We start from the raw sequence: 25,596 nt of genomic DNA, 5'->3' as shown, positions 1-25,596 counted from the left end.
CGCAGGTACATGCTTGTGCGCCGGAGCTTTCATTACAAGAGGCCATTAAAAAACCGGCTTCCCAAAGAGAAGCCGGTTTCTTTTCTATTATAACGTGTCAGCGCTTAGATAAAGAACAGCTCTGTAACCTTGAAGTTCTTCAATGCCGTATTGTTGGTAAAGGTTGCCATCTCGATCGCAGCCTTCGAACCCGAACCGTCGGCATCATAGTACAGCACGCGCTTCTTGGCATCATAAACGAAGTAGTCGTCGCTATCCTTCGCCTTGTCATTGACTGTGAAGAACTTGCTAGCCAGTGCCTTAGGCCTGGCCTCCGTTCCGCTCTTGATTGCGGCATAGAGCGTCTTGTTGCTCTTGAACAGGGTGTTCTCGAGCCAAATCGAGTCGTCCTTGACGCTGTAATCCTTGATCGTATCGAAGTTTACTCTCCGATCAGTCGAGGATGTCCCCAGCTTCCCGTCGAACACGAACTTGTCCTTGCCTGTGCCACCCCACAGGGTGTCGTTGCCATAGCCGCCCCAGAGCTTGTCGTCTCCAGCACCGCCGTAGAACGTGTCCTTAAAGTTGCCGGTGTTGCTACCCTTGATAACGTCATTGAGCGGGCTGGCGCTACCAAACGCCATCGTCTCAACCGCTAGGTCGGAGACGTTAATGGCGAAGGTCTGCCGCGAGGCCCCGCCCCTGCCGTCGCTGACCTCGATCGTCACTGAGTGCTGCTGGGCCTGCTCAAAATCGAACAGCACCCCGTTAGCAACCTGAAGCTGATTGCCGACGACTTGGAAACGGCCATCGTTTTCGACGAGCGCTCCACTCGCCGACACAATCTTATAAGTTAGCGCGTTGCCATCCGGATCGGCAGCAGAAAGCGTACCAACTGGGGTGTTATTAAGAGCGAGTTCTTGAATTGTCGGATTGCTGAGCGTAGGCACGCTCGGAATACGATTGGGAACGTTCTCAGCAACATCGTCGACCCTGATCGTGAAATCCCGAGTCGAGGAACCGCCCTTACCGTCAGTCACGATAACCTTCACCACATGCTGGTGATTGGGTCCTGAATTCTCATAGTCGAGGCTTGCACCAGCCCGGAGCTTCAGAACCCAGACATCTGGATTCGTTTCGACAATCTCAAACTTCCCGCTTTGATCACCGTTCGGAGCGATTGCAAATTCTAGCTGATCGCCTGGATCTTGATCCTTTGCCTTGAGGATCCCCAAGACGCTTCCCGCCGTGTTCTCAGCGATTGCAGATGTTGCTGTTCCATCTGCAAATTCCAGATCATACGGATCATGATTCCCGGGCGTCTTGGCGGTGATCGTCGTCTCGACCTTGATCTGCCTGTTAGTGACGGGCGTGGTGCCATCATCCACTACGATGCGGAATTCGGTCGTCTTGATGCTGGGCTGCGTAGCGCCTGGACGATCTGTCGGATTAAACTCGATACCCTTCAGAATGAGGTTCAGGAAATCTTTCGACCCACTGAACGTATACGTCCTGTTCCCGAGTTCGTCTTCGAACGTTGGATTGGCGCCAGTTGGGAATGTAAGGGCACCATCATCCTTTGCAAATGTGATCTTGACGGTCAGATTGTTAGTATCTTCGTCACTGACGGTGACACCGGCAAACGGATTGACAACGGATCCTGTATCTTCGGCTGGGAATTCCGTGGTTCCAGTGACCGTTATGACCGGTGCCTTGTCTACGTTATTGACGATAATAGAGACTGCCGTAGGGGTGCCTGACTGCAATGAGCCGTCGGTGGCTTTCACTTCATAGCTAAAGGTCTTGCTGGTGCCTGAGGTGACCTGAATCTTGGTCGGGTCGTTCACCCGCACCTGCCAGACACCATTCACCAGTTCGATCTTGAACGCGCCGTCACTGCTGACACGCCCGCTCGAGCCGGTCTGAGCGTTGACGAACTCAAAGCTTGGCGTCGTGCCGTCGGGATCGGTGGCCGCAAGGGTACCCACGACTGCATTGAGTCCGGCATTCTCGTTGATCGGATTGCCAGCCGTGTACGTTGCGGTGTTGGGCGCCTCATTGACGTTGTTCAGGTAGACCTTGATCGTGGTCAGGCCTGACTGCAGACCGCCCGTACCGGCTTCGGTCGCCCGCACCGTCAGGGTGAAGAACTTGCCGCCCTGATCGCTGCCCAGGTTCGGGTTGTTCTCGAAGTCCTGCGCCGAACCTGTGAAGGTGATCTGACCGTTGCCGCTGTTGATCGAGAACAGGCCGCCTGGATTGCTGGCCAGAGAATACTGCAGCGTGGCCGTGCCTTCCGGGTCGGTCGACAGCACAGTGGCCACCACCGTGCCGGCGGAACCGGCCTGGTTCTCGTTGATCGTCGCCACCTGCCCCTGCACCACGGGGTCTGACGGCGGCTGGTTCACGGCAACCGGATTGACGGTGAAGGTCACCTGTTCGCGGTGGGAGCCGCCGCTGCCGTCGCTGACCCGCACATAGACCGTCACCTGGGTCGGAGTAGCGACATCCGGCAGCCCGCCCGGTCCGACCGTGATCACGCCGGTGGTGGCGTTGATCTGGTAGTTGGTGCCCGTGTAGGTCGAGCCGTCCTGGTTCACCAGGGCATAGCTGAAGGTGCGGAACGCTGGATTGGTGTCCGGATCTGTGACGTTGGCGCCAGTGGCGATCACCGCGCCCTGTGCGGCATTCTCATTGACGGTGTTGATCGTGGTGTAGGACAGGTCCGACGGCGCCTCGTTTACGTCGGTGACGTAGACCTTCACCGTCGTGGTGGCGGACTGAGCGCCCGGCCCGTCGGTAGCGCGTACCACCACCTCGAAGTACTTGCCGTTCTGGTCGCTCTTCAGGTTCGGGTTGGTCTCGTAATCCTGAGCCCCGCCGTTGAAGGTGATCTGGCCGCTGCCGCTGTTGATCGAGAACAGGTTGCCTGGATTGCCGCCAGTGACAAACGAGTACGAGACCGAACCACCACCGATGCCATCGTCATTCGACAGCACGGTAGCGACCACCTTGGAGGTGCCGTCGTTCTCGACAATCGCCGTCACCTGCCCCTGCACCGCAGGCGCCGACGGAGGCTGGTTGACCGGAGCCGGGTTGGTCGAAGTCACCGTGATCGTGTTGTCGTTGGTGTCGCTCAGACCGGCAGAGTCCGTTACCCTGACCGTGAAGGTCGTATCCACGGACCCATAGGTGGTGCCGCGGTCGGCCGGGTTGAACTGCAGCGCACGGATGGCGGTATTCACCTGAGCCACTGTGCCGCTCACCGTGTACACACCAGTGGCGGGATCGAAGCTGCCGGCCACACCCGCCGGAATGATGATCGCACCCTCAGAGGCTGTGTCGAGCGTGATTGTCACCGTTACAGTCGCACCGTCATCGGCAATCGTCACGCCGCCAAACGGCGTCGGCAGGCCCGTGGTGGCATTGTGCGCGATGCTGCCAGTAAAGACGGCGTTCGTTACCGACGGCGCCTGGTTGACTGGACCTTCAGGCTCAAGATCATTCAAGGCCACGTCATAGATGCCTGTATGAACGACCCCACCAGTTGAGTTAACTGCTTCTATCCAGATCTGCTGGTGAAAATTGCCGACCTCGGTTTCATCCTCATAATCAAACAAGGTACTGCCGCCGTTAGCGACGGCAAGGTAATAGTCATTGCCGACTTTCACGATCTTGTAGCGTCCGCCGATGTTCTGGTCCACGCCACCCTCTTGGTGGAACTTGAAGGTCACATTTGGGATACCTTCCCATCCTGTGATCTTCCCGACGAGAGTGTCGGCTCCAACGTTTTCGTTGATGCGGACAGTGAAATCGTCGATCTGCGCTCCACCATTCGTAGAAACAGCCTCAATCTTAAGGGTAGCCATGATAAAACCTCACGTATTAGCTCTGATATAATATGTCTTTTAGGGCTGAGTAAAGGCCTCGTATCAGCTACTTCAGAGAATGAAGAAGCTTTGATTGGTGAGGTTAAGACCAGCGCTTAGTGCGGTGATCTCTCTCGCTCCAGCTGAACCTGTGCCGTCAGCGTCGTACAGAAGCACTCCGCGGGTTGCGTCATATATGATACGATCCGTGGCGTCATGAGCTGCAGATCCAACCCAGAAAGCCTCTTCCGCAAGTATCCCTGACGATCCTAGTGCCTGATAGGCAACTACGGTCTTGATGAAGCAGATCCGATCACCCTCTTGCACATTGAAGTCGACGATCTGATCCCGATGGAGCGCCAACGGATTTTGGTTGAATTCGAACACATCCGCTCCGGTGCCACCAGTCAGCCTGTCAACACCGGCGCCTCCATTGAGCGTGTCATTTCCACCCCCGCCGCTGAGCCTGTCACCTTGAGCACCACCAACAATCTTGTCGTTGTCCGCTTGCCCGTTTACGTTGTCGATATAGGCATTCCTGATCTCGATGGTGAAGTTGGCTGTAACAGTCTCATATCCATCAGAGATCTGCACTGACACTGCCCAATCCCGTTTCTGCTCGAAATCAAGTTTGAGACCACTCTTGACCTTAAGCTCGTTAGTGGTCGCATCTATCCAGAAGACATCATTGGCAGCACCGAGGAGCGTATAAGTTAATACGTCTCCATCCGTATCCGTCCCAGAGAAGCGTCCAATCGGAGCGTTGTTGACCGACGCCTCTCGGATGCTCGTACCGCTGAGAAGGATGCTAGTCGGGGCATGGTTGTCAGCAATAACGATGTTCTCGATCCCCTGAGTGCCTAGGAATGTCTTGTAGGCGCGGAGCTCATCCGTCGTCGCGAAGTCCGAGCGGTAGATATAAGCTGTATCTGTGCCTCCAATAGCCTCACTGGCATCTTCAATGATCTGATGCCCGTTCTCGCCAGCGATGTAGCGGATGTAGTAAACATCGTTACCCGCTCCACCTTCCAGCACGTCACCAGCATCCGAGCCGCCGTGGAGAGTGTCGACGCCTTTACCGCCATCGAGCCAGTCGCTGCCGGTGCCGCCATCGAGGAGGTCGTCATCCTCGCCGCCATTGAGCCAGTCTTCGTCGCTTCCGCCAAGAAGGACATCGTTACCCAAACCGCCGAAAAGGCTATCCTCTCCTACTCCACCATCGAGCAGGTCGGCGCCATTTCCGTCGGGCACACCATCCGCCTCGTCATCGGAGATGAGATCATTGCCCGCACCGCCTCTGAGTGTGTCATCACGAAGGCTGCCGTAGATGGTGTTGTCCTGACCATTGCCGATGATCTCGACATTGAAGTCAAGCCCGTCAGCCACCGAGAGGATTTCTACGCCGACAGTGTCCTGAAGCGTGTAGCTTGCGACGTGGATGTTCGCTCTATCGATGCCACCTTTACTCTGATCCAGATCCTCGACGATGGGCGTGCTGTCTGGGAAGACATCGTAGATGTGATCCTCCCCCTCACCCTGGCCGCCGTCATAAAGCACGCCATCGACATAAACGCCCTCGATGCCGTTATCCCAAAGTTCGGCGACGTAATCTTGAAGCGCCTCCTCATCGAGCACACCGCCAACCAAGAAATTGGCTGAGAGAATGTAAGCTTTGTCCAACAAGCCTTCATCCTTGGCTCCACCGAAGTCGATCACATCACCCGCGTCGACGAGGTAATAAGTGTCATTACCTGCGCTGGCACGAAGCGTATCGGCTGCCCCGTCGCCGATAGCGTTATCGTCGTTATCGAAAGTACCGCCATTCAGGATGTCGTCGCCTTCGCCGCCATCGAGCCTGTCGCTACCATTCCCGCCAACGAGTACGTCGTTGCCGGCGCCGCCATCGAGAGAGTCATTCTGATCGCCACCGTCAAGGATGTCATCATCGTTGCCGCCGCGAAGGATGTCGTTATTGCCACCACCTAGGAGCGTATCATTACCAATGCCACCCTCAAGAAGGTCGTTGTTGATACCGCCATCGAGATTGTCGTTGCCAGCACCCCCGTAGAGAGAGTCGTTGCCGAACTCCCCTTGCAGAACGTCATTGCCTTCACCGCCGACAAGTGAGTCAGCGCCGCCTGCACCCTTAAGGGTATCGTTGCCGTCTCCACCAGAAAGTGTATTGGCAGCACTGTTGCCGGTCAGCTCATTGTCAAGACCGTTACCAATCAGACTGACCGCGCCTGCCTGCCCTCCTGCTTTAGCATTCTCGATATCGCTTCCCAGCATGTAAACTCCGGAAACCCCGGCCGACATAACGACCACTGTATCCGTGTCTTCCGTGCTACCTGAATCGCTGACCGTATCGTTTTCATCGATATAGTAAGTGTCGTTACCCGCGCCGCCGTCCATGACATCGCTGCCGAGGCCGCCGTCGAGCGTATCGTGGCCACCGTTGCCGGTAAGGTTGTCGTTGCCATCGTTACCATTCAGCGCGTCGTTGCCGGCGCCGCCGATAATTGTATTGGCTAGGTCGTTTCCTTTGATGGAGGCGCCGTTATCGTTCTTCACCTCGAGAATTTCTACGCCAACCTCGTTGAGCAACTCGTACTCATCGATGAAGATGTAGGCTGTATCGATCCCGCCTATTGCAGGGTCGCGATTCTCTATGATGACGTCGCCTTCATCACGGATGTAATAAAGATCGTTACCAGGGCCACCATCCATGGTGTCGTTACCAGGGCCGCCATCAAGGGTGTCGTTGCCTTCACCACCGGACAGTGTGTCATTCCCGTTGCCGCCATCGAGCGTATCGTTGCCATCGCCGCCGGTCAGCGTATCGTTACCATCACCGCCGGTGAGAGTGTCGTCACCTTCACCACCATCGAGCGTGTCATTGCCTTCACCGCCATCAAGAGTGTCATTACCATCACCACCGGTCAGTGTATCGTCGCCTTCACCACCGGTCAGTGTGTCGTTGCCCTCCCCACCATCGAGCGTGTCATTGCCGCCACCTCCGTCGAGCGTGTCGTTGCCGCCTCCGCCGATGATCGTGTCGTTGTCCCCACCGCCGTTGAGGGTGTCATCTCCAGGAGTTCCTTCGATGACATTCTCCACGTTGATGCGGATGGTCTGCGGCTTGGAGGTGCTCGTGCCGTCCGTCGCCGTGATCACCAGGTCGAGGTACTTGGTGTTGGCACCCAGAGCCTCGTAGTCCAGCTCCTTGCCCGCCTTCACCCGGATCACGAATGCCGTGCCATTCCAGTGCACCTCGAAGATGCCGGTCGGATCACCGCCCGTGATCGTGTAGCCGGTGATCGGATGGCCATCGTCATCGTGCGCGCTCAGCGTGCCGATCACGAGCGTGTTCTCGCTCACCGTCACGACTGTCTCACCGTTCAGGCGGATCGTGTCCGGCGCGTCGTTCACGTTCTCGACGTTGACGCGGATGGTCTGCGGCTTGGAGGTTGCGGTGCCGTCCGTCGCCGTGATCACCAGATCGAGGTACTTGGTGTTGGCACCCAGAGCCTCGTAGTCGAGCTCCTTGCCTTCCTTCACCCGGATCACGAACGCCGTGCCGTTCCAGTGCACCTCGAAGATGCCGGTCGGATCGCCACCCGTGATCGTGTAGCCGGTGATCGGGTGACCATCATCATCATGCGCGCTCAGCGTGCCGATCACGAGCGTGTTCTCGCTCACCGTCACGACTGTCTCACCGTTCAGGCGGATCGTGTCCGGCGCGTCGTTCACGTCATTGATGGTAACCGTGATGTCCTCTTCCCGCTCGAGTCCATCGCCATCCGTGACTTTTACCTTAAGGACGTACGATCCTGTGTCTTCGTGGTCGAGAACAGCACCGTCGTTGACGCGGATTTCCCAGACGCCATTGCTGTTGCGGACAATCCGGAAGAGACCGGTCGAGTCGACGAGTCCATCAGGGGCTCGGCCATCAACGAAGCTAAACGTGAAAGTTTCACCCTCCGTATCGACAGCGCCCAGGCTGCTGACAAGTTCTCCGGGTTCTGAGTTCTCATCAACGGAATTCCCACCAAAGGTGATATCCGTTGGCGCCTTAATCAGCTTCCCGTCGATATAAACATTGTCAATGCCTTTGGAGTACAGATCTTGGGCGACTGTTACGGCTGCAGCCCTATTTCCTCCATAGACGGAGAGCTGCAGATGCGCCGTATCATCGGTGCCACCAGTATCAGTAACAACAACGTCGCCAGCATCCGTGATGTAGTAAGTGTCGTTGCCGCCACCACCTTCGAAGATGTCGTTGCCGCTGCCGCCCCTCAAGATGTCGTTGCCGGAACCACCTACCAGGGAGTCGTCGTCTAGACCGCCCTCCAGGATATCGTCGCCGCCATTCCCTTTCAGAGTGTCATTGCCGCCACCGCCAACAAGGGAGTTGGCGCCGGAATGACCGGTGAGCTCGTTGCGGTCTTCGTTGCCAGTCAGGTTGACCTGCTGCGTGGGGTCAACACTGGCATCGACCGCTGCATCCTCCACGGGCTTGCCGACCAGCGTATAGTCGATGGTGGTGATCACCTTGTCCCGGCCGCCCGCATCCGTGATCTTGTCGCCGGTGCTGTCGACATGGTAGGTATCGTTGTCAGCGCCGCCTCGCATGTCATCGTTGCCGAGGCCGCCTTTGAAAACGTCGTTGCCGCCACCGCCGATCAGCGTGTCGTTGCCATTGCCGCCGTCGAGCAAGTTGATACCGGCATGCCCTGTGAGAATGTTAGCAAAACCGTTACCTGTCAGATCAACCTGATCTTTGGAGGCAACGCTGGTATCAACCTCCATATCCTCCACGTTTGTGAACGCGATCGAATAGGTGGCTGTGGTAATCACCTTGTCCTTATCTTGGTTACCACCAGTATCAGTGATCGTGTCGCCGGCGCTGTCGACATAGTAGATGTCGTTGCCCGAGCCAGCCCTCATGTCGTCGTTGCCGGTGCCGCCGTTGAAGACGTTGTTGCCGCCACCGCCGATCAGCGTGTCGTTGCCCGCGCCACCGTCCATGGCGTCGTTACCGGTGCCACCCACCAGAGAGTCGTTGCCAGCGCCACCTTCAAAGAGATCGTTGCCGCCGCCACCAACCAGCGTGTCATCGTCGGCGCCGCCCCTCAGGGTATCGTTGCTGGAACCGCCGACCAGAGAGTCGTTGCCGGTCCCGCCATCGAGAGTGTCGCTGCCGCCGTTGCCGATCAGTGTGTCGTTGCCGCCACCGCCGACAAGCGAGTTGGCGCCCGCATGGCCCGTGAGCTCGTTGCCATCTTCGTTGCCAGTCAGGTTGATCTGCAGCATGGAGTCCACGCTGGTATCAACCGCTGCATCCTCCACGGGCTTGCCGACCAGCGTGTAGTTGATGGTGGTGATCACCTTGTCCCGGCCGCCCGCATCCGCGATCATGTCGCCGGTGCTGTCGACATGGTAGGTGTCGTTGCCGGTGCCGCCTCGCATGTCGTCGTTGCCGGTGCCGCCGTTGAAGACGTTGTTACCGTTGCCGCCGATCAGCGTGTCGTTGCCATCGTCACCCTTGAGGTTATAGGTGCCGGTACCGCCCACCAGAGAGTCGTTGCCGGCGCCACCTTCGAAGACGTCATTACCGCCGCCACCGATCAGCGTGTCGTTGTCGGCACCGCCTCTCAGGGTGTCGTTGCTGGAACCACCTACGAGGGAGTCGTCGCCGGTGCCGCCGTCAAGGGTGTCGCTGCCGCCGCCACCGATCAGCGTGTCGTTGCCGCCACCGCCAACAAGCGAGTTGGCGCCCGCATGGCCGGTGAGCTCGTTGCGGCCTTCATTGCCGGTCAAGTCGATCTGCAGCTTGGCGTCCACACTGGAATCGACCGCCGCATCCTCTAGGGGTTTGCCGACCAGCGAGTAATGGATGGTGGTGATCACCTTGTCCTTGGTGCCACCGGAATCCAAAATCGTGTCGCTGGTGCTGTCCACATAGTAGGTGTCGTTGCCTAAGCCGCCATCCATGGCGTCGTTGCCGGTGCCGCCCACCAAGGTGTCGTTACCGCTGCCGCCATAAAGGGAATCGTTGCCGGCGCCGCCGGCAAGGCTGCTCACCGCCGTCAGGAAACCATAGAGCTTGTCGTCAAATCGTGTGCCGATAAGGCCCTCAATTCCGTAGTACTGGTCGCCCGCAGCCCATCCCGTATTAGTTGCCCTGGTGCTATCCAAAGATACCGTGAGGCCCTCTCCGAGGCCAGTGTAGTCTTCATAGGAAGCCATATCGAAGCCGGTGTCGGGCCTCGACGGGTCAATTAGATGAGTATGGCCACCGATCAGAACATCGGCACCGCTGCCGCCGATCAGAGTATCGTTACCTGCATCACCCCTGAGATAGTCGCTAAAATTCCCTCCTCCGCCAAAAGCACCCGCACCATCACCACTCAGAACGTCATCTCCATCGTGACCGTAAAGCTCATTAGCACGGCTGCCACTTCCGTAGATCGTGTCGCCCAATTTCGAGCCTTCGAAGGCGTTGACACTGATATAGACGTCACCCCGGGCTTCACCGGTGCTCCGGCTCGTGTGTAAAGGATCGTCCCTGAGATCAATGACAAGACCAGTCGTCGCCTTGGAGTACCAGTAGGTGACCATGTCCCAATCACCGCCGCCATCCAGCGTGTCACCACCCTCACCTCCATAAAGGCGATCAACGCCGTCGCCGCCTTCAAGGCTGTTGGCATCGTCGCTGCCGATCAGGGTGTCATTGAACTTCGAGCCGCGAGCATACTCGATAGAGATGAGGGTGTCGTCTGCGGCGTCACCTGTGCTCTCAAGCTTGTCCCGCAGGCTGACGATAATGCCTGCATTGTCTGGACCAGTTGAAGCGGCACTGGTGTAATCGACCATGTCGTTGCCGAAGCCGCCATCCAGAATGTCACTTCCGCCGCCGCCCTCAAGGGTATCGTCGCCGCCTCGCCCTTCAAGCCTATTGGCACCTGCATTGCCGACGAGCCTGTTGTTCGTCAAACTGCCAGCAAGGTTGATCGGGGCCGTGCCGGGAGCTGCGACCAAGTTCTCGATACCGTTGTCGACGAACGCGTCCAACTCATAGCTGAAGGTCGTGACGATGGTGTCGGACTTATCGGAGCCGGTTTCAACAACGACATCCAAAGCCGAGTCGATATGATAGGTGTCGTTACCCGACCCGCCTTCCATGCTGTCGGCGCCACCGCCGCCATCGAGCGTGTCGTTGCCCCCTGCACCAATCAGCGTGTTGTTGCCGTTATTGCCGATCAGAATATCGGTAGCGCCACTGCCGATGATGCCTTCGATGCCGCTGAATGTGCCGCCGCGGCTATCGGAATTGGTTGCAAGGCTTGCCGTGACCCCAAACTGCCCGCCTTCGCCACCGCCGTAGCTCACAAAGTCGTTGCCGGCACCTCCGTGAAGTTGATCGCCATCACCACCTGTTAAGACGTCGTTTCCGTCTCCACCCCGAAGAACGTCGTTTCCGTTTCCACCATCAAGAGTGTCATCGCCCTTGTAGCCATCCAGGGTGTCGTTCCCATTATTCCCGTCTAGGTCGTCCCTTCCCGTCGTGCCGATATATTTGTCGCTATTAGAGGTTCCGCCCCATTGGAAGTATCGATTACCGGTAGGCTCATCTAACGCATTGGTAGTGCGCGAATCCAAGGTTTGGGTGATCAGAGCATTATTTTTATGCCAGGTGATCGTATAGCGCCCGTCGCCAAGTGAAACAATATTCGCGGCCTTCTGATCGACATTTGTCGCAACGACGAATTCATTGATAATTGAATTCGCAATATTACGCACTTGGACGCGGAGGTTATTCTGTCCGTTCGAAACATCTATCCAAGATGTAACAACTGTGTAGTTGATGAGATGCGTTGTAGTAGGGAGAATTTCTGTTCCTGTATTTTCTGGGCTTATTAGAAACCCTTCTCGCTGACTAGGATCATCGAAGGAAAACACACGGCCGCGCATTTGGCCGTTCTCAGACCATGTAAAATAATAGCCCCCATCTAGAAGAGCGGCAACAGCGGCACCGGTCGTGACCACATCTGCTCGCAGGGTGAACGCCTGACCAATCGTGCCATCGGTATTGATGAAGCGATAAATCAGCCCGGAGGTTTCAAAGTCGCCGGTCTCGGGATCGTTGACCTGCGCGTCGTACCGGTACAGCATGATGCTGCGCCCGTCGCTGAGCTTCGTGATGACGAGCCCGCTCTCCTGGGTGCTGGTGATCTGCGAATCTACGGGCGTGTTGACGCGGAATTCGGTGCCTATCTTGTTCCCGTCTGCCCCATAGGCCTGCCCCTTGACATCGCCTTTGCCTTCCCAGAACACGGTGTAAGCACCGTTCAGGTTGTAGACGATCTTAGAGTTTCCAGGCGATCCGGTGACAACATTGTTCACCTGGTGCTCGGACCCTACGAAACCGCCACTCTGGTTTAAGTGGGTTCTGTAAACACGCCCGTCAGTCGAGGTGCCGCCAGTATACGTAACAACATAAGTTGACCCCACCCAGGCAATCGAGGGGTTTTCGAGGCCGGAACCGACGTTGGTGCTGCTGATGATGAAGGTATCCTTCACAATCGCCCCGAACTGATCGACAACCCTGCCTTTGATGACCTTGCGACCGATATTGTCCAACTCGGACCAGACAGTGATGTAAGTGCCGTCCGGTCCAGCCGCTGAAACGGGGCCTGCCTGTGCGCCGGACGAGGGAGCGAGAGGCGCCGCATCGTTCCAAAAGGTCAATCCGCCAGACATGGTAGTCTCCAATCAGCATGGTTACTAAACGTTATATTAGATCGTTATGCCATCAATCTGGAGGAGAATGCAACACCTTATCAATTCGAATCGTCAGAATGGTTTACGCGCTCGAATAGATGAGGGCCATAATCAAAAGGAAAATATTCGATAAATAACACTAAGCATAAAAAATCGCCCTATATAGATCTGCCGATATTACCTCTTCATATGGGTAGTATTTACTAGCGAACTTTAGCTGCTCATCCTTTGACTTGTCTACGAGAGCGTCCCGATACATTCTTTCCTAACGGAAGCTATCAATTCAAACTCTCGCAATCTCTACGCATCGACTAAATCGCTCTTCTGAAATCTTTTCATTCCTGCATGTCCTGAATAGGATTCTTTCATTATTGATCCCCTATCCCTTCCATGTCGTACCTTGACGGTAGTTGTCGCTTTCGCGGGATTTCAGGGGATGCCGGGGGATCTCGTGGGATAGTGGGCATAAGCCCCGCTCTACCGGTGCGGGTGGGACCTTGGCCATTCTCCTAAAACGCGAAAAGCCTTAGAATTACTATGTTTCAGACGTGATCTGATTCGGTAGCTAAGGAGTTCTTATTGAGCAGTTCGGAAAAGCCTCACAATTCTAACCTCCCCGGCCGGAAGTATACGCGGGTCAAGATCCCCAACCTTTCCGATACGGAACTTCGTGAACGCTCGTTTCGGATCCCAGATCCTCTGCTCTTACCCAACTTGATTGAGCGGCAGCACCCGCCCCTCGACCAGGAACTCACCTATGAAGGGAACTACGAAGTAGGAACCAAGCTCCCTTGCGCTTTCGGTCACCCTCACAAGAAGGGGTATGTGTTCTGTGACGAAGGCGGACAAAGGTATCTCATCGGCCATCAATGTGGCGCTTCTCACTTTGGCCTAGGTGATTGGGCGGTCTTCACGAAAGGTCTGAAGCAGCTTGAGGACAAGGCCTCTTACCTGCGCAACATCAAAACCTTAAGAGAGATCCTATCACAGCATCGCGAATGGATCGCCGGACTGGAGCGGCACAAAGCCTTTAAAGCCTTTGACCAGCTGCGGCAGGAACTCCGCTGGCGTTACCCTCAGCTCGTTACAGCTTGTGATCAAGTGTTCCACCGGGCAGACGGGCAGCTGACACTTAAAGGAAGAATGAGGGATATCCAGGCCGAAATCCGCCGTGACGAGCGGGAGGAAGTCGAGGCCGAGCGGCAAGGTCGTCCCGCTCGGAAGTTCGATAGTCCCATGTTCAAGCCCATCTCTATCGACGGCGGTCGGCTCGTCGGAAAGGCACTCTTCATAAATCGTGCCCCTGTAGTCTCGATGGTGCGAGATACAGTTAGAAATATCGACACCTTCCTCGCCAGCGATAAGATTATCACCCAGGTGGGGCACCTAATCGCGGTTTCTCGGAATGCTCGCCAGCTTGTCACCAACTTGGCTGAGGCTCGCTATTCCGTAGCGGAAGCGGTTGCGTTCTTTCAGCAGGATAATCTCGAGCTTTTCGCTCGCTGGGCAAACGAAGGAGCCTTTGATCGGAAGTCTTTCAAGGCCGAAGTAGGTCGGGTCAGGATTTCTGACGAGGTTAGCAATCCCTACGTTCTTTCACGGCCCGATGCCTTAGAACCTATCGAGGACGAACGGTTCGACGAGATCCAAGCCGCCGTCGTCAGCTTCGACAGCCAGTTCAAAGGTGCTCGGAAAGGCCAAAAGCGCTAAGCCGAGACCTTCTCTAAGAGGGCTCTGAGAGGTGTCTCAGAGCCCTTTGATTCTGCTCTTAGGCGCTGCCAGAACCTGTGAACGGAAGACCGGGATGGTGCCCGCTCGGCGCCGAAAAGTGTACGGCATTCGAGAACAATGTCCCGGAGGGGCTGCTTACCAAGGCGGCGGATCAAGAAAACGGCAAGCTCTTCGTCCCTCTCGATGGGTGAATGAGGAAGCGGAGAAAAGGGTTCTCCCTTCATCAGTTGCAGGGCCTTCAATCGGTCCCGGCATTCACACAGCTCCGCATACTCGGCGACCGATATTGTCACGACTGGATCAGTCATTCACACGTACTCACGATGTCAAAGATCGATACTGCTTGATTGTTCGGCTGGAGGTTGCCGCCCCTCACAGGGCAGCAACCTCTAGGTTCTTCTTGCTGTCGGCAAAAGCCTTGGGATCTAAGCCCATCAGCGTACAGACGTTGAGTTCGTCTTCCGTCAGGCCGTGGTGGGCGTCTTTTCCTCCTGATGGCTGTCGCGTCAGGCCGCCCGCATGAAGGGACGGCAGCTTGCCCATCGCCTCTGTCGCACCCTTGGGATCCTTGAGGTGAAGCTCGATCCAGAAATCCCGCGTTGGCTTGATCGGCCGGCCAGCCTCGATGGCCTCGTCCACAGCCCGCTCGGCTTCCTTACGGGCTTGCTCGGACTGCATAACGCTCATCTGGGATTGCAGCGTGACCAGCTGCTCCAGCAAAGGGGCGGTGCCGCCGATCCCACGCGACTGGAGTTCCGCGACCGCATCCTCCGCCGTGTCCGCCTTGGTCAGGCCGAACGCCTTCCTGATCGTCTCCAGGGCGGCATTGTGAGCGGTCTTTGCTTTTCCGGCGGTCAAAGCCTCCGCCAGGATCACCGCTTCGTCGGCGTCCTCATTCAAACCCAGCGCCTGGCGCAGCTTGTCCAGGAGCGCGGCGTTCGCATCCTTGGCATGGAGCGAGGTCAAGGGCAGGTTCGGATCGTTAGTCAGGGACACCCGCAGGATCTTCATGATGCGTCCAGTCCCCTTCTCGGACATGATGACCGGCGACAGTCCACGATAGGCCTTGTCATCGAGCAGAGATCGGCCCGCCGCGTTCCATTCGACCTTGGCCCAGATGCCGTCCTGACGCGCTTCCATCTGGGTAACCCAGCCTCGTGCCGGGGCCGGGTGCCCGGCCGGAGCAGCTTTATCGGTCGAATGGCTCTCATCGACCGGGATCTTGCCGCCGTCGAGCGAGGCCTTGATGACGCCGTTCGGATCGGCGAGCTGGAAGGGGCCGCGCCCATCGGCTCCGGTGAAGGTGCCGGCCGGGCAAATGTGGATCCATTCCGGCGCACCCATGCCGTCAGGCAGGGAGGAGAATAAAGTAAGAAACGTGTTCATGTGTCGCCTCAAAAAGGAAAGGAGAGCCGGCCCGCCAAAAGCAGCCTGCCGGCTCCAGTGAGGATCAGGCCAGCCACGGCACGACGAGCACGTCCGCCGTACCCTTCCAGGGATTGCTGGTCGCGACAGGAGCGCCGCCGACAACCTCGCTGATCATGTCGTTCGACACGATGGCGCGGGCTGCTCCCTCAAGAGCCGGCGGCACCACCAGCAGGCTCGGCATGACACCAAGCGGACGGCCATGATCGCCTTTCATGCCCATCAGCGCCGCGCGAGCGGTGCCATAGCTCTCGGCGTTCAACGGCTGCTTCGATCCAAAGGCCAGCTGCCACAAGCCGAAGCCGACATTGAAGCGGCCGTCGATGCCATAGACGTACTCTTTGCGGTCAAAGACGTTGCCATCGGTCGGCTGGTTCTTCGCCACAAACTTCCAATCCTTGCGCTCTTGGAGGAGGATGGGCTTCAGAGCGCGTTTGTCGTCGATGAGGAACCACGGGGCTCCTGCGCCACCGTTAGTGTTGGCGACGGATTGCTCGACGCCATTCTCATCGAGCACCTTGTGATCGGTGTCGAAGAAATACTGCCCATCGTAGCAGTTGGTAGCCCAACCCTGCTTCAAGAGGCCGAAGGCCAGCATGTCTTTCTTGGCACCTGCCGTTACGCCCATCTCGTTGAACAGCGGCCTGTAGACGCCGATGTTGTCGTCTTCGATGTCGTTGCGGTCAACGCCGATGGTCAGCTCCCAATCCTTATTGCGGATCGTATAGTCGTGGAGCTGGAGGCCGTGGACGATGCGGTCACCGATCCACTCGCGAACGTTCGGCAGCTTGCCGAGCCAGCCATACTCATTCTCGCGCGTCGTTGACGGCACGATGGTCGCGATGCGCTTGTACTGCGAGGGGCTCTGAGACAACCCCTCCTGAAACGCTGCATTGAACCCGGTGTAGAGGGTTTGCAGGTTAGTTCCGTTGATAATCAAATGCGTTCTCCTAGAGAGGTGTTGGTGCGGTCCTGTCTCCTTGACCCCCGGTTGTGATCCGGCAGGAGGGAGGAGACTTTTCGTTGTTGGGCTGACCGCTTCGCCCTCATCTGAGCCCTGCCGGACATCTCGTTAGACCCTGCCCACGACCATTCCCCGGTTCGGCGTGATCGGCACGGCCGGGTTGTCGGACTGCACGTTCTTGATCGTCGTACCGGGAGCGGCTTCGACCGTGATCTTGCCGCCGACCGTCTGCTCTTTCGCCCCAAGGGCGGTGGGAACGAAGCCTTTGCTGCCGCCGACCGGAGAGATCGGTTTGAAGCCATTGTTCTCACCTCCGGGAGTGATCGGTCCGGCCGGTGCGCCGGCGCCCGCTGCGGGCGGGTTAGCGGCCGGTGATCCGCCCATGCCGAAGAAGCTCTTCACGCCGTCGATGGTGCCCTGGATCTTGGCGATGCCTTCCGTCACATAGGCGATGAACGCATCGAAGGGCGCGCGGATCTGTGTCCACAGTTCGGTGAAGAAGCCGACGAGGCCGCTCCATCCCTGCTTGACCGCTTCGACTGCGCTACCTGCCCAGGCCGTGAGCCAGCCGATAAACTCGCTGCAGCTCGCCTTGACCTGTTCCCACACCTGCACCCATCCGGCCGGGAGGTTGTTGGTGATGAGGTTGTCGAGGCCGGTGACGGCGATGCTGAAGACGTTCTTGATGATGTCCCAGGCAGCGGATGCTGCCGTGGAAAGCCCGTTCATTGTTGCCTCGAAGCCCGCCTTCATGCCGGCGAAGTCACCGGAGAACAGGCTTGAGAAGAACTGCACGACGCCGCTGAACGTCTGCTTGATACCGTCCCACAGCTGGGTGAAGAACGGCGCGAAGGTGCTCCAGTTGGTGATGATAATCGCAGCAGCACCTACCAGCAGCGCGACCAGTATGCCAATGGGCGAGAAGATCGCAGCGATGACACCACCCAGCACACCGAGCGCCGATGTGATGATGCCGAACCCAGCCCCAAGGATGCTGAACACAGGTCCCAACACGCCGAGCCCGCCCGCGAGAAGCAGCGCTCCACCGGCCAAGGACAGGAAGCCGTCAATCGCGCCGGGGAAGTTCTGATCGACCCAAGCAACACCTGCGAGAACGGCTTCGAGCGTCTGCATCATCCACGGAAGGTTGGTCGCGAAGGCGAGACCGACGCGCCGCATGGCCTGATCGCCGATCTCGGCAAAGCGCTCCAGTTTCTTTTCGAGGCCGGCCATCCGGGAGGCGAAGTCGTCATCGACCACCTTGAGGGTGGAGCGGTTGATCTCGCCTTTCAGGTCCTGATACTTCTCCAGGTTGGCGAGCATCGGGAGCAGGAAGCCGATGACCTGCTGGTCCTGGAACAGCTCGCCAATCTTCGTGCCGCGCGTCACCTGCTCGATGCGCTGGCGCACCTGGTCGAGAGCCTCGGCATCGTTCGCGCCGCCGGCCTTGGCCTTCCTGATGATGCCGTCCACTTCCTTCCGGGAGACGCCGGTCAGCCGGTTGATCTTCTCGACCACCGCTTCCATCGGGTTGATGCCCTTGGCGGTCGCGTCCTGCATCACCTTGGCGATGTCCACGCCCATATCGGCGAAGTTCTTCTTTGCCTCAGGTGAGGCCATCTTGGAGAGGAAGTTCTTCAAGTTGTTGGCGGCCGCCTTCGGGTCCGAGGTGCCCTTCATGGCAATCTGCAAGGCGGCCCCTAAGCTCTCCACCGCCTCCATGCCGGTGACACCGAGCGCCGCCATCTGCTGGGTCAGCTCCGGGAACTCACCGGCCATGTTCTTGAACTCGAACCGCCCGAGCTTGCCCGCCGTCACCAGCTTGGCGAGGGCCAGCTCCATCTGATCCGGCTTGATCTTCAGGGCGTCGTTGAGGGCAAATGCCGTCTGAGACACATCGGCAACGGCGGCGTTGGCCGCCGTCGAGATCCGGCCGATGGTGGGCATGAGCCGGTCGATAAGACCCTGCTCCATGCCGGCCGCGACGAGGAGCTGACCGCCGGCCGCAAGATCGCGCGACCGCTGACCGACTTCCAGGGCAAGCTTCTGATAGCGCTTGGCCTGCTCGGCAATCGACAGCTCCACGGCCGCCCCGGTCCTGCCGGCCGTGATGGCGATGTCCCTGAGCTGACTATCGAAGGCGGCGGCCGATTGCAGCGGCGCGGCAAAGGAGAGAGCCGCCAAGGCTCCACCCAGTACACCGACTTCACGGCCAAACTTGCCGATGGAGGAACCGAGCGCCTTGAGCCGCCCACCCATGTTGGACAGGCTGCGCAGCCGGTTGATCAATCCGCCGATGCCGGAGGAAAACATGTCCTTCAGCCGCACGACGACGGAGACGGCCATGGAGCGTCCGTTCATGGGCTTGCCTCCGTTGTAGTCTGTTTGGCGGCTTCAATATCCTCCTCGGACATGCCGCCGATCCGCGCGGCCTGCGCGATCTGGTAATTGCCGATCTCGATGCAGTCGCTCTCATCGGCTCTGTCGAGAGCAGTCACAAGCGCCGTTGCCGACTTCCGATCCAGGCGGAGCATCAGGGCTACCGCCAGCAGCGAGGCTCCATCGCCGTCACCGGCCCGCGACAGGCGCACGACGGCCGCGATGTCGGCATCCCGCAGCGGCTGGAACCGTAATTCCTCAAACCGCGTCGACCGTTTGCGCATGAACCGGTCGCGGATCTCTACAGACACCACTTTGCGCAGAGGCAAGGTCACGGATCCATCGGTATGGATGACGGTTTGAGACGGAAGGGCGGCCGTCATCGGGCACCGCCGCCGCGATCCCGCTCGCTGCGAACGGCGATGCTGGCCATGTCGATGGGCGGCTTTGGGCCAAGGGCGTTGAGAACGCCTTGTTCGGTAATGCGGACTGCCTTGGCAATGGCACCAATGCTCTGCCCCTCGATCCAGTAGAGGAATTCGATGCAGAACCCTCGTGCGATGGGCATCTTGATGTAATTGCCGCCGAACTCGTCAATGAGCGGCTTCAGTTCCTCGTCCGTCAGGAACGATGACAAGCGCCCGCCGATGCCCAATCCAACTCTGACGGGCACGTAATGGCGCAGGCCTCCCAGCTCCATGACGATCTCGTAGGCGCGGCGCACGCCATACCACTCGATAAGCAGACCAATGGTCGGATTGGAAAGTCGGTTCTTCACATGTGCCCCCGTAGCATCCTGACTGTTGACCAGTTAGGATGCCCGCATTGGTGAGCATCATGCCCGAGCCTACGGGTATGGCGTCATGCCCCATAAGTGGGGCGTGGGAGATGGTTGAGGTGGCAATGATGAAGGAAGCTGACGGCATCATGTACGATCCGCCGCATCTGGCCTCGCCGACCGATGCTCTGATCGAGGCCGTCCGGGAGCTGAAGTCTCTGCCACAAACGTTCGGCCGTCAACAGGCTTTGGCAGAGATTGAAGAGGAGCTGCGGCTCCGCGAGAGCGGCGATCTGACCGCCGTCGTCTCAGGGTCAGGCAAGCGCCGCTCCGTCTGACGGGGTACTCCTTCGGACTAGTATGGCCATTGAGAGCGTTTAAGAGCCCTAAGAGCGGCCTTCGGCCTGCCGCCCCTACCACCGGAGCCCTCAGGCGGCCGCGCCCTTTCTCCGGCGCACCATGGCGCGAAGGCCGGTGATAGCCTTGCCGGCCTCATTCTGCTTCAGGAAGCGCAGGGCGGACACTCCATAGCTCTTCTCGAGCCAGCGGCCGAGGGCGGCTGCATCGTCGGACCCGTTCCAGTCCCGCCAGAGCCCCTGGATCAATTCGACTTGGGCCGGAGTCGCCATGCCCTTACGATGGCCGAAGCCGGCCTGCGGCTTCGCTGGAGATTGCCTCTTGTTGGGGACGAACCCCATCACCTCGAAATAGACCAGCAGGCGGTCGAAGCCGCGCTGGTCGAGATCGGCCGCACTCGCAACCCCGCCGCCATAGGTCCGCAGCGCAGCCGCGAAGCTCACGTCGTTGAAGTCCAGCTCCCGCTTGGCGACGTGGAGCAAAGCGAGCTGCTTGCGGGTCATGACGGACCTTGCAAGGCTCGTTCTGCTCCCACAGCCGTTCATCAGGAAGAAGTTCACCACTCTGCCGAACGAGACGCCATCCAGCTCCTCCGGCTGCCGCACGAAGCCGCAGGCAAAGAGCAGCGCCTCGAAGGCCTTGTCCTGCATGTTCATGCTCATCTGCCAGCGCCGCAGCAACGCGATGTAGTCCGATGAGATCAGCGGCAGCCGCCGGTCGCGAAAACCCGCCACCGACAGGAGATCCAGCAGCCGGACGGCCGCGCTTCTGTCCAGCTCCTCAACTGTCCCGACATTGCAGAAGCGGTAGAGAATGTTCTTCCACTCGGCAGGATCGACGAAGCAATGCAGCCGGCCGCACTCGATCAAATCAAGCTGCTCTCGCGTCAGCATATCGTTCTCCTCAGCTCTTAGCAGGCGTGGTCATCCGACGCTCGGCTTCGGCCTCCAGGTCCTTCATGCAGCGATCCACGTAGTCCAGGACCGCAATTCCGAGATCGATGAGAGCAAGGTTCTGGCCGGCATCGGTCGTGCTGGCGGCATCCCGCGCAATCCGCTCGTAAGCCCAGGCCATGCCCCTGACCCGGCGGGCCAGGTCGAAGCATTCTGTGTTCATGTCGCTGGCCGACCCCTCGAAAGGTTGCGCCATGCGACCCGCCCCGGAAGATGTGTCGGGGTTGGCGCTGCGGTCGGATGCGGGATGGAAGCACATAGGAAAACCTCGTTCGTCTCTTGGGTGCGGAAAAGGGTTTTTGCGGTTACGCAGGTACGCGGTCGAAAATTCTTGCGGGATGCAGGGCGGGACTGCTCTCCTGAGCATCGCCCCGCCGGACATTACTGGACGCTCTGGCCATCCCGGCCGGAGACGAGATCTGAGACGAATGCAGTCACCTGATGGTCCAGTTGGTTCAGGTGAGCGCTCCACTGATTGACGATATCCCGCACCTCATTACCGACCTTGGCGCTCACAAGAGCAGCAACGAGAAGGTTGTTGGCCACATTGATCTGGTCGGTGAACCCCCACAGGCTGACGCACAACGCTTCCAGCCGCTCGCGGCTCAAGGTGGACAGGTCGAATGGGATAGCTTCGTTGGGATTTGACATCATGACCTCGCGATGAGTTTGCGGCGGCCTTGGCCGGTGAGGGCCGCCTGGAACTGTGGAAAGAGATTGAGAGAAGCCTTCAGGTGCTCGATCCTGATGACGCCCTTATCGCCAGCCTGGGAGCGGGCTTCCTGGAGAAGCGTCACGACCCCATCGGCATGGAAGGCCTCACCCACGGCGCGGCACAGGGCAAAGGCGTCATCGTCTTTGATGCCGAAGGATCTGGCGAGCAGGTCGGTGTCGTCATCCAGGATGCAGCTCACCGTCTCCCGGATCGGCAGGCGGCGGCCGATCTGCTGGATAGCCGCCTGCCCGGAGTTCACCAGCTTGAGCACCTCGTCATTGCCGCAGAACATCATCCGCACTTGCGCTTCCTCGCTGATGTGGAGCAGCTCGCGAGCCGCCTTGAGGGTCAGGTTCTGCGCCTCGTCGATGATCACGACCGGTCGGAACATCGCCTGCTTCGACAGGCGGCGCAGGGTGGCCGCGATGCTCGTCGCGGGCTGGACGCCCAGGTGCGGGCACATCTCCTCGAAGATCGCCATCACGGACGCGCCGATCACGCCCGTGATGGTGATGAGCGCAGCCTCCGGTCCTTCCAGGTGCTCAGAGCGCCGGACGATCTCTCTCAGGGTCTTTGTCTTGCCGACGCCCGCCGCGCCGATGACGAGGCCGTTGCGGCCGGTGCGCCACACGCGATCAAAGACAGCGAAGATCAGCCGGGAAACCGTGGTCTCCACGAAAGGAATGTCGGCCACTGTCGGCGGCTGCGGCCGGTGGTAGTTGGCATTGCTTGCCATCATACCCATAGCGGCTTTGAACGCGGCCTGCTGCCGTTCCTCTTCCGTTTCCAAGAAATCGCCGATCATCAAACAACCCCCTTCTTATCCAAGCCGAGCTGCTGCAGCCGCTTCAGGTGCGCCCGCTGGGCTTCCGTGATCTTGCGGGCACCCCGCTCCTCGGATGTTTCCTTGACCTCGCGGCCCATGAAGGCGGCTTGATCGCTGGCGCCGATGATCGCGCCTGTTGGCGGGATGGGTCCGGGATCGAACTTCGCGCCGGATGCGATGATGCGGTCGGTGAGATCGATGGTCTCGACTTCCTTGGAAAGGACATGAACCGAGCGCTTGGCGACCTTCTCCAGCCGCGCGGCCTCTCGTGCGCCGCTCGTGTCGTCGAAACCAAAGATGCGCTGCGGCTTCGCAGTGCCGAGATAACGCCCATCCTTGGACAGCACCGGAATGACATTCCATTCCTGGTACTTCGGGATGACCACCTGAACGGTCTCGCCGTTGACGACCGCCAGAACGTCGTCGGTGTAGGTGATGCCTTCGACCTCGATGCAGCCTTGGCGGACCTTGCGGGTGGCGCGGGTGCTGAACGCCATCACCAGGGCATTCTCATCGACCGTAATGCGCTCCCATCCGGCATCGGCGGCACGACGGAACATCTCCAGCGGTGAATGCCCCTTGAGTTCTCCATGCTGCGGCTGCGTGTTGTAGTACTGGAGCAGCCCTTGGGCGCGCTCGCAGAAGTCCTCGAACGTGCCGGGGAACGGAGCGACCGAGCGGCCGACATTGGCCGTCCGCTTGCGCATTCGGTTGCCGCCGATATATCCCGGCATAGCCGAGAGAACGGTTCGCTCGAAGACCCCGAAGAAGCCTTCGATGCTCTTGGCCGGAGCGTTGTATGGGCGGGCGCGCTGGATCGGAGACTTGCGGTCCAGATATTCCACACGGCCACCGAGCCGCGTCAGGGCAAGCGCATCGGCAACGAAGTCGGCCCAAAGGTATTCCGAACCGTTGTCGATGTAGAGGGTGCTCGGAACGCCCCAATAGGGGTCCTTCGACATGGCGATGAAGCTCTGGATCAGATGGACGTTCTTGATCATCTCGCCCTTATCCATGAGGAAGATATCGAACCGCACCCTCCCCGTTCCGACATCCATCCAGGCCACCGCCTTCGGCGTCGCCGTCGTTCCGTCCGGCCGCCGGACCTCCACGTCCATGTGATGCACGTCGCCGAAGACGATCTGCATGGGCGCGATGCCCGCGATGGTGCGCTTGATGCGCGGCCGGTTGTCTTCGAAGGTCTTTCGATCCGTGCGGAACTCGTGGACACGTCGGTATTGGCTGAACTGTCGGATCAGGTTCTCCGGGAGCCGGCAGATGTGCTTGAGCTGTTCCGCGCCGGGGTCGAAGCCGGCTGCCCTGGTCCAGTCGGCAAGATCCTCGGAGGCCAGCCGCTGCACGACCGAGAAGGCGGCACCGTTGCCCCACAGGTTGCGCAGGTTCTGATGAACCTTCTGCACCAGGCGGGCCTTGGTCTCGGGATCGAACGGCACAGCCCGGTCCCACTCGGCGGACAGCAGGACTTTTGCCTGACCGGCATCGACGCGCTTGCGGCGGGTCAAGCCACCCAGGCCGTTGCCCTTCTCGTAGGCTGCGAGCTTGCGCTGGATGGTCCGTTCCGTGATCTCCACCCAGCGGCCGTCCGGCCGCATGTGCTTACGCTCGGCAATATCGCGGACGGCTTCACCGCGTTCACGGGAGTGGCGTGGATGGGCCAAGGCCGGTTGGATGATGCCGTACCACCACTCCCGTTCGATGCGGGCCGGATCGTCCGTTCTAAGACGGTTCTCAGAGATCTCTGAGAGCGCTCTGAAGCGCTCTTGAAGATCGAGAGGGAGGCTATCGACGCGGACCTCAAAGCTGACGCCACCTCGCCCTCCACGCCCGCGAACCTCTCGGACCATGAGGACTGCATCACGCCACGTATGGGTTTGTGATGTGGTGGCGATGCTGGCACTCTTTCGAGCTGCGCGCCTGGTGATACCAGCTAAGACGGCAAGCTCATCGGTTTTGATCCACGCGCTTGTCATCAAGCAGCTTTCGCGAGGATTGTGTCTATGATCCGCTGCCGAAGGGCTTGCGCAGTTGGACCATTCCGCTGGCCGGTGAGAACCGCAGTTACCCACTGGCGTGAGACACCGTTTTCACTACACCACTTCGATAATGAGCTTCCTTGTTCTACAAGAGAGGCTCGAATTGTCCTGAGCAGATCCTGCGAAGGCACGTCCATACTTTGTGACCATAAGGGTTGCAGTCAGGTTGCAATCTAGATTGCAACCTGACTGCATGTCAAGAGCAATGACGAGTACAATCGCGGGCGCGTACATAGATAAACTCAAGGCACACTTCTCCGTAAGAAAAGACGAAGAATTGGCTCAAAGAATTGCTGTTGGCAAAAGTACAATTGCGTCTTGGCGACAAAGAGGGACAATTCCTCTTACATCGAGGATGAAGTTAGAAGAACTAACTGGGGTGTCCTACCAGGAAACACAGCGTGAATTTGTTGCTGATGTCGGCGAGATATCTCATTTAATTGAGGCAGGTCTCAATCTTGCTCTAATCAGGCTTGGTTCAAAGCTCTCGCCTGACTCTTACTCGGCATGGGCAATCTGGCTTTCACTCAACAGGCGAAAGCTTCTTGATCTGATATTTGAAGACCAGAACGAAGGATCAGGGGAACGAAATATGGAGGGTGCGGTCACACGGACCTTCCTAAGAATAGCCAACAATCAACTCCTAACCCCTGAGCAGTTGCTTCAACTCCGAGCATCCGCATCAGAAGACTAGTTCCCCAATCAGTTCCCCAATCATTGGCGGACGCTGGAGATTGAGGAACTGAGTTCCCCATTCCACATGGCTGAAATTCAACGGGAGA

General features: G+C 58.7%; 15 protein-coding genes. 3 read left to right on the top strand and 12 right to left on the bottom strand.

The features are described from left to right. Window positions 1-104: 104 nt before the first annotated feature. Complete coding sequence (locus VB618_RS09815) at window positions 105-3,848, bottom strand: VCBS domain-containing protein (protein WP_329796437.1); 3,744 nt, start codon at window positions 3,846-3,848, stop codon at window positions 105-107. Window positions 3,849-3,920: 72 nt separating this feature from the next. Next, window positions 3,921-12,611, bottom strand: a complete 8,691-nt coding sequence (locus VB618_RS09810) for a hypothetical protein (protein WP_329796436.1) — start codon at window positions 12,609-12,611, stop codon at window positions 3,921-3,923. 600 nt (window positions 12,612-13,211) lie between these two features. Between VB618_RS09810 and VB618_RS09805 the strand changes: the two genes are divergently transcribed. Next, on the top strand, window positions 13,212-14,342 hold the full coding sequence (locus VB618_RS09805) for a hypothetical protein (protein ID WP_329796435.1): 1,131 nt from the start codon (window positions 13,212-13,214) through the stop codon (window positions 14,340-14,342). 393 nt (window positions 14,343-14,735) lie between these two features. Here the strand turns inward: VB618_RS09805 and VB618_RS09800 are convergent, their stop codons facing one another. From VB618_RS09800 to VB618_RS09780, 5 genes are all read right to left on the bottom strand, one after another. Beyond that, window positions 14,736-15,749, bottom strand: a complete 1,014-nt coding sequence (locus VB618_RS09800) for a phage protease (protein ID WP_329796433.1) — start codon at window positions 15,747-15,749, stop codon at window positions 14,736-14,738. Window positions 15,750-15,813: 64 nt separating this feature from the next. Continuing rightward, window positions 15,814-16,728: a Mu-like prophage major head subunit gpT family protein gene (locus VB618_RS09795; RefSeq protein ID WP_329796432.1), complete on the bottom strand. Its 915-nt coding sequence runs from the start codon at window positions 16,726-16,728 to the stop codon at window positions 15,814-15,816. Between the two features lie 132 nt (window positions 16,729-16,860). Next, window positions 16,861-19,113 carry a phage tail tape measure protein gene (locus tag VB618_RS09790; protein WP_329796431.1) on the bottom strand — a complete coding sequence of 751 codons (2,253 nt, stop codon included), beginning with the start codon at window positions 19,111-19,113 and terminating at the stop codon, window positions 16,861-16,863. Next, a complete protein-coding gene (locus VB618_RS09785; protein WP_329796430.1) occupies window positions 19,110-19,514 on the bottom strand; it encodes a hypothetical protein in 405 nt (134 codons plus the stop codon). The genes VB618_RS09790 and VB618_RS09785 overlap by 4 nt, the downstream gene beginning before the upstream one ends. Next, the gene (locus tag VB618_RS09780; protein ID WP_329796428.1) at window positions 19,511-19,909 is read right to left on the bottom strand and encodes a hypothetical protein; all 399 of its coding nucleotides are present in this window, start codon (window positions 19,907-19,909) and stop codon (window positions 19,511-19,513) included. Before VB618_RS09780 ends, VB618_RS09785 begins: the two co-directional genes overlap by 4 nt. Window positions 19,910-20,034: 125 nt before the next feature. On the opposite strand from VB618_RS09780, the gene VB618_RS09775 reads away from it, so the two are divergent. Continuing rightward, the gene (locus VB618_RS09775) at window positions 20,035-20,247 is read left to right on the top strand and encodes a hypothetical protein (RefSeq protein ID WP_329796427.1); all 213 of its coding nucleotides are present in this window, start codon (window positions 20,035-20,037) and stop codon (window positions 20,245-20,247) included. Window positions 20,248-20,337: 90 nt separating this feature from the next. Here the strand turns inward: VB618_RS09775 and VB618_RS09770 are convergent, their stop codons facing one another. The 5 genes from VB618_RS09770 to VB618_RS09750 form a co-directional block, all read right to left on the bottom strand. Further along, window positions 20,338-21,159, bottom strand: a complete 822-nt coding sequence (locus VB618_RS09770) for a regulatory protein GemA (RefSeq protein WP_329796426.1) — start codon at window positions 21,157-21,159, stop codon at window positions 20,338-20,340. A gap of 10 nt (window positions 21,160-21,169) precedes the next feature. Then, window positions 21,170-21,415, bottom strand: a complete 246-nt coding sequence (locus VB618_RS09765) for a hypothetical protein (protein WP_329796425.1) — start codon at window positions 21,413-21,415, stop codon at window positions 21,170-21,172. Window positions 21,416-21,600: 185 nt separating this feature from the next. Next, window positions 21,601-21,870, bottom strand: coding sequence for a hypothetical protein (locus VB618_RS09760; RefSeq protein WP_329796424.1), 270 nt, complete (start codon window positions 21,868-21,870; stop codon window positions 21,601-21,603). After that, entirely contained in the window at window positions 21,870-22,739 is an 870-nt protein-coding gene (locus VB618_RS09755; RefSeq protein ID WP_329796423.1) for an ATP-binding protein, read from the bottom strand. The genes VB618_RS09760 and VB618_RS09755 overlap by 1 nt, the downstream gene beginning before the upstream one ends. Beyond that, on the bottom strand, window positions 22,739-24,625 hold the full coding sequence (locus VB618_RS09750) for a Mu transposase C-terminal domain-containing protein (protein ID WP_329796422.1): 1,887 nt from the start codon (window positions 24,623-24,625) through the stop codon (window positions 22,739-22,741). The genes VB618_RS09755 and VB618_RS09750 overlap by 1 nt, the downstream gene beginning before the upstream one ends. 394 nt (window positions 24,626-25,019) lie before the next feature. Between VB618_RS09750 and VB618_RS09745 the strand changes: the two genes are divergently transcribed. Further along, window positions 25,020-25,508, top strand: a complete 489-nt coding sequence (locus VB618_RS09745; RefSeq protein ID WP_329796421.1) for a helix-turn-helix domain-containing protein — start codon at window positions 25,020-25,022, stop codon at window positions 25,506-25,508. Window positions 25,509-25,596 lie beyond the last annotated feature (88 nt).

Source organism: Microvirga sp. CF3062, assembly GCF_036314045.1.
Lineage (GTDB): Bacteria > Pseudomonadota > Alphaproteobacteria > Rhizobiales > Beijerinckiaceae > Microvirga.
The sequence above is the reverse complement of the archived record's forward strand: the minus strand, read 5'-3'. Positions and strand labels throughout refer to the sequence as shown.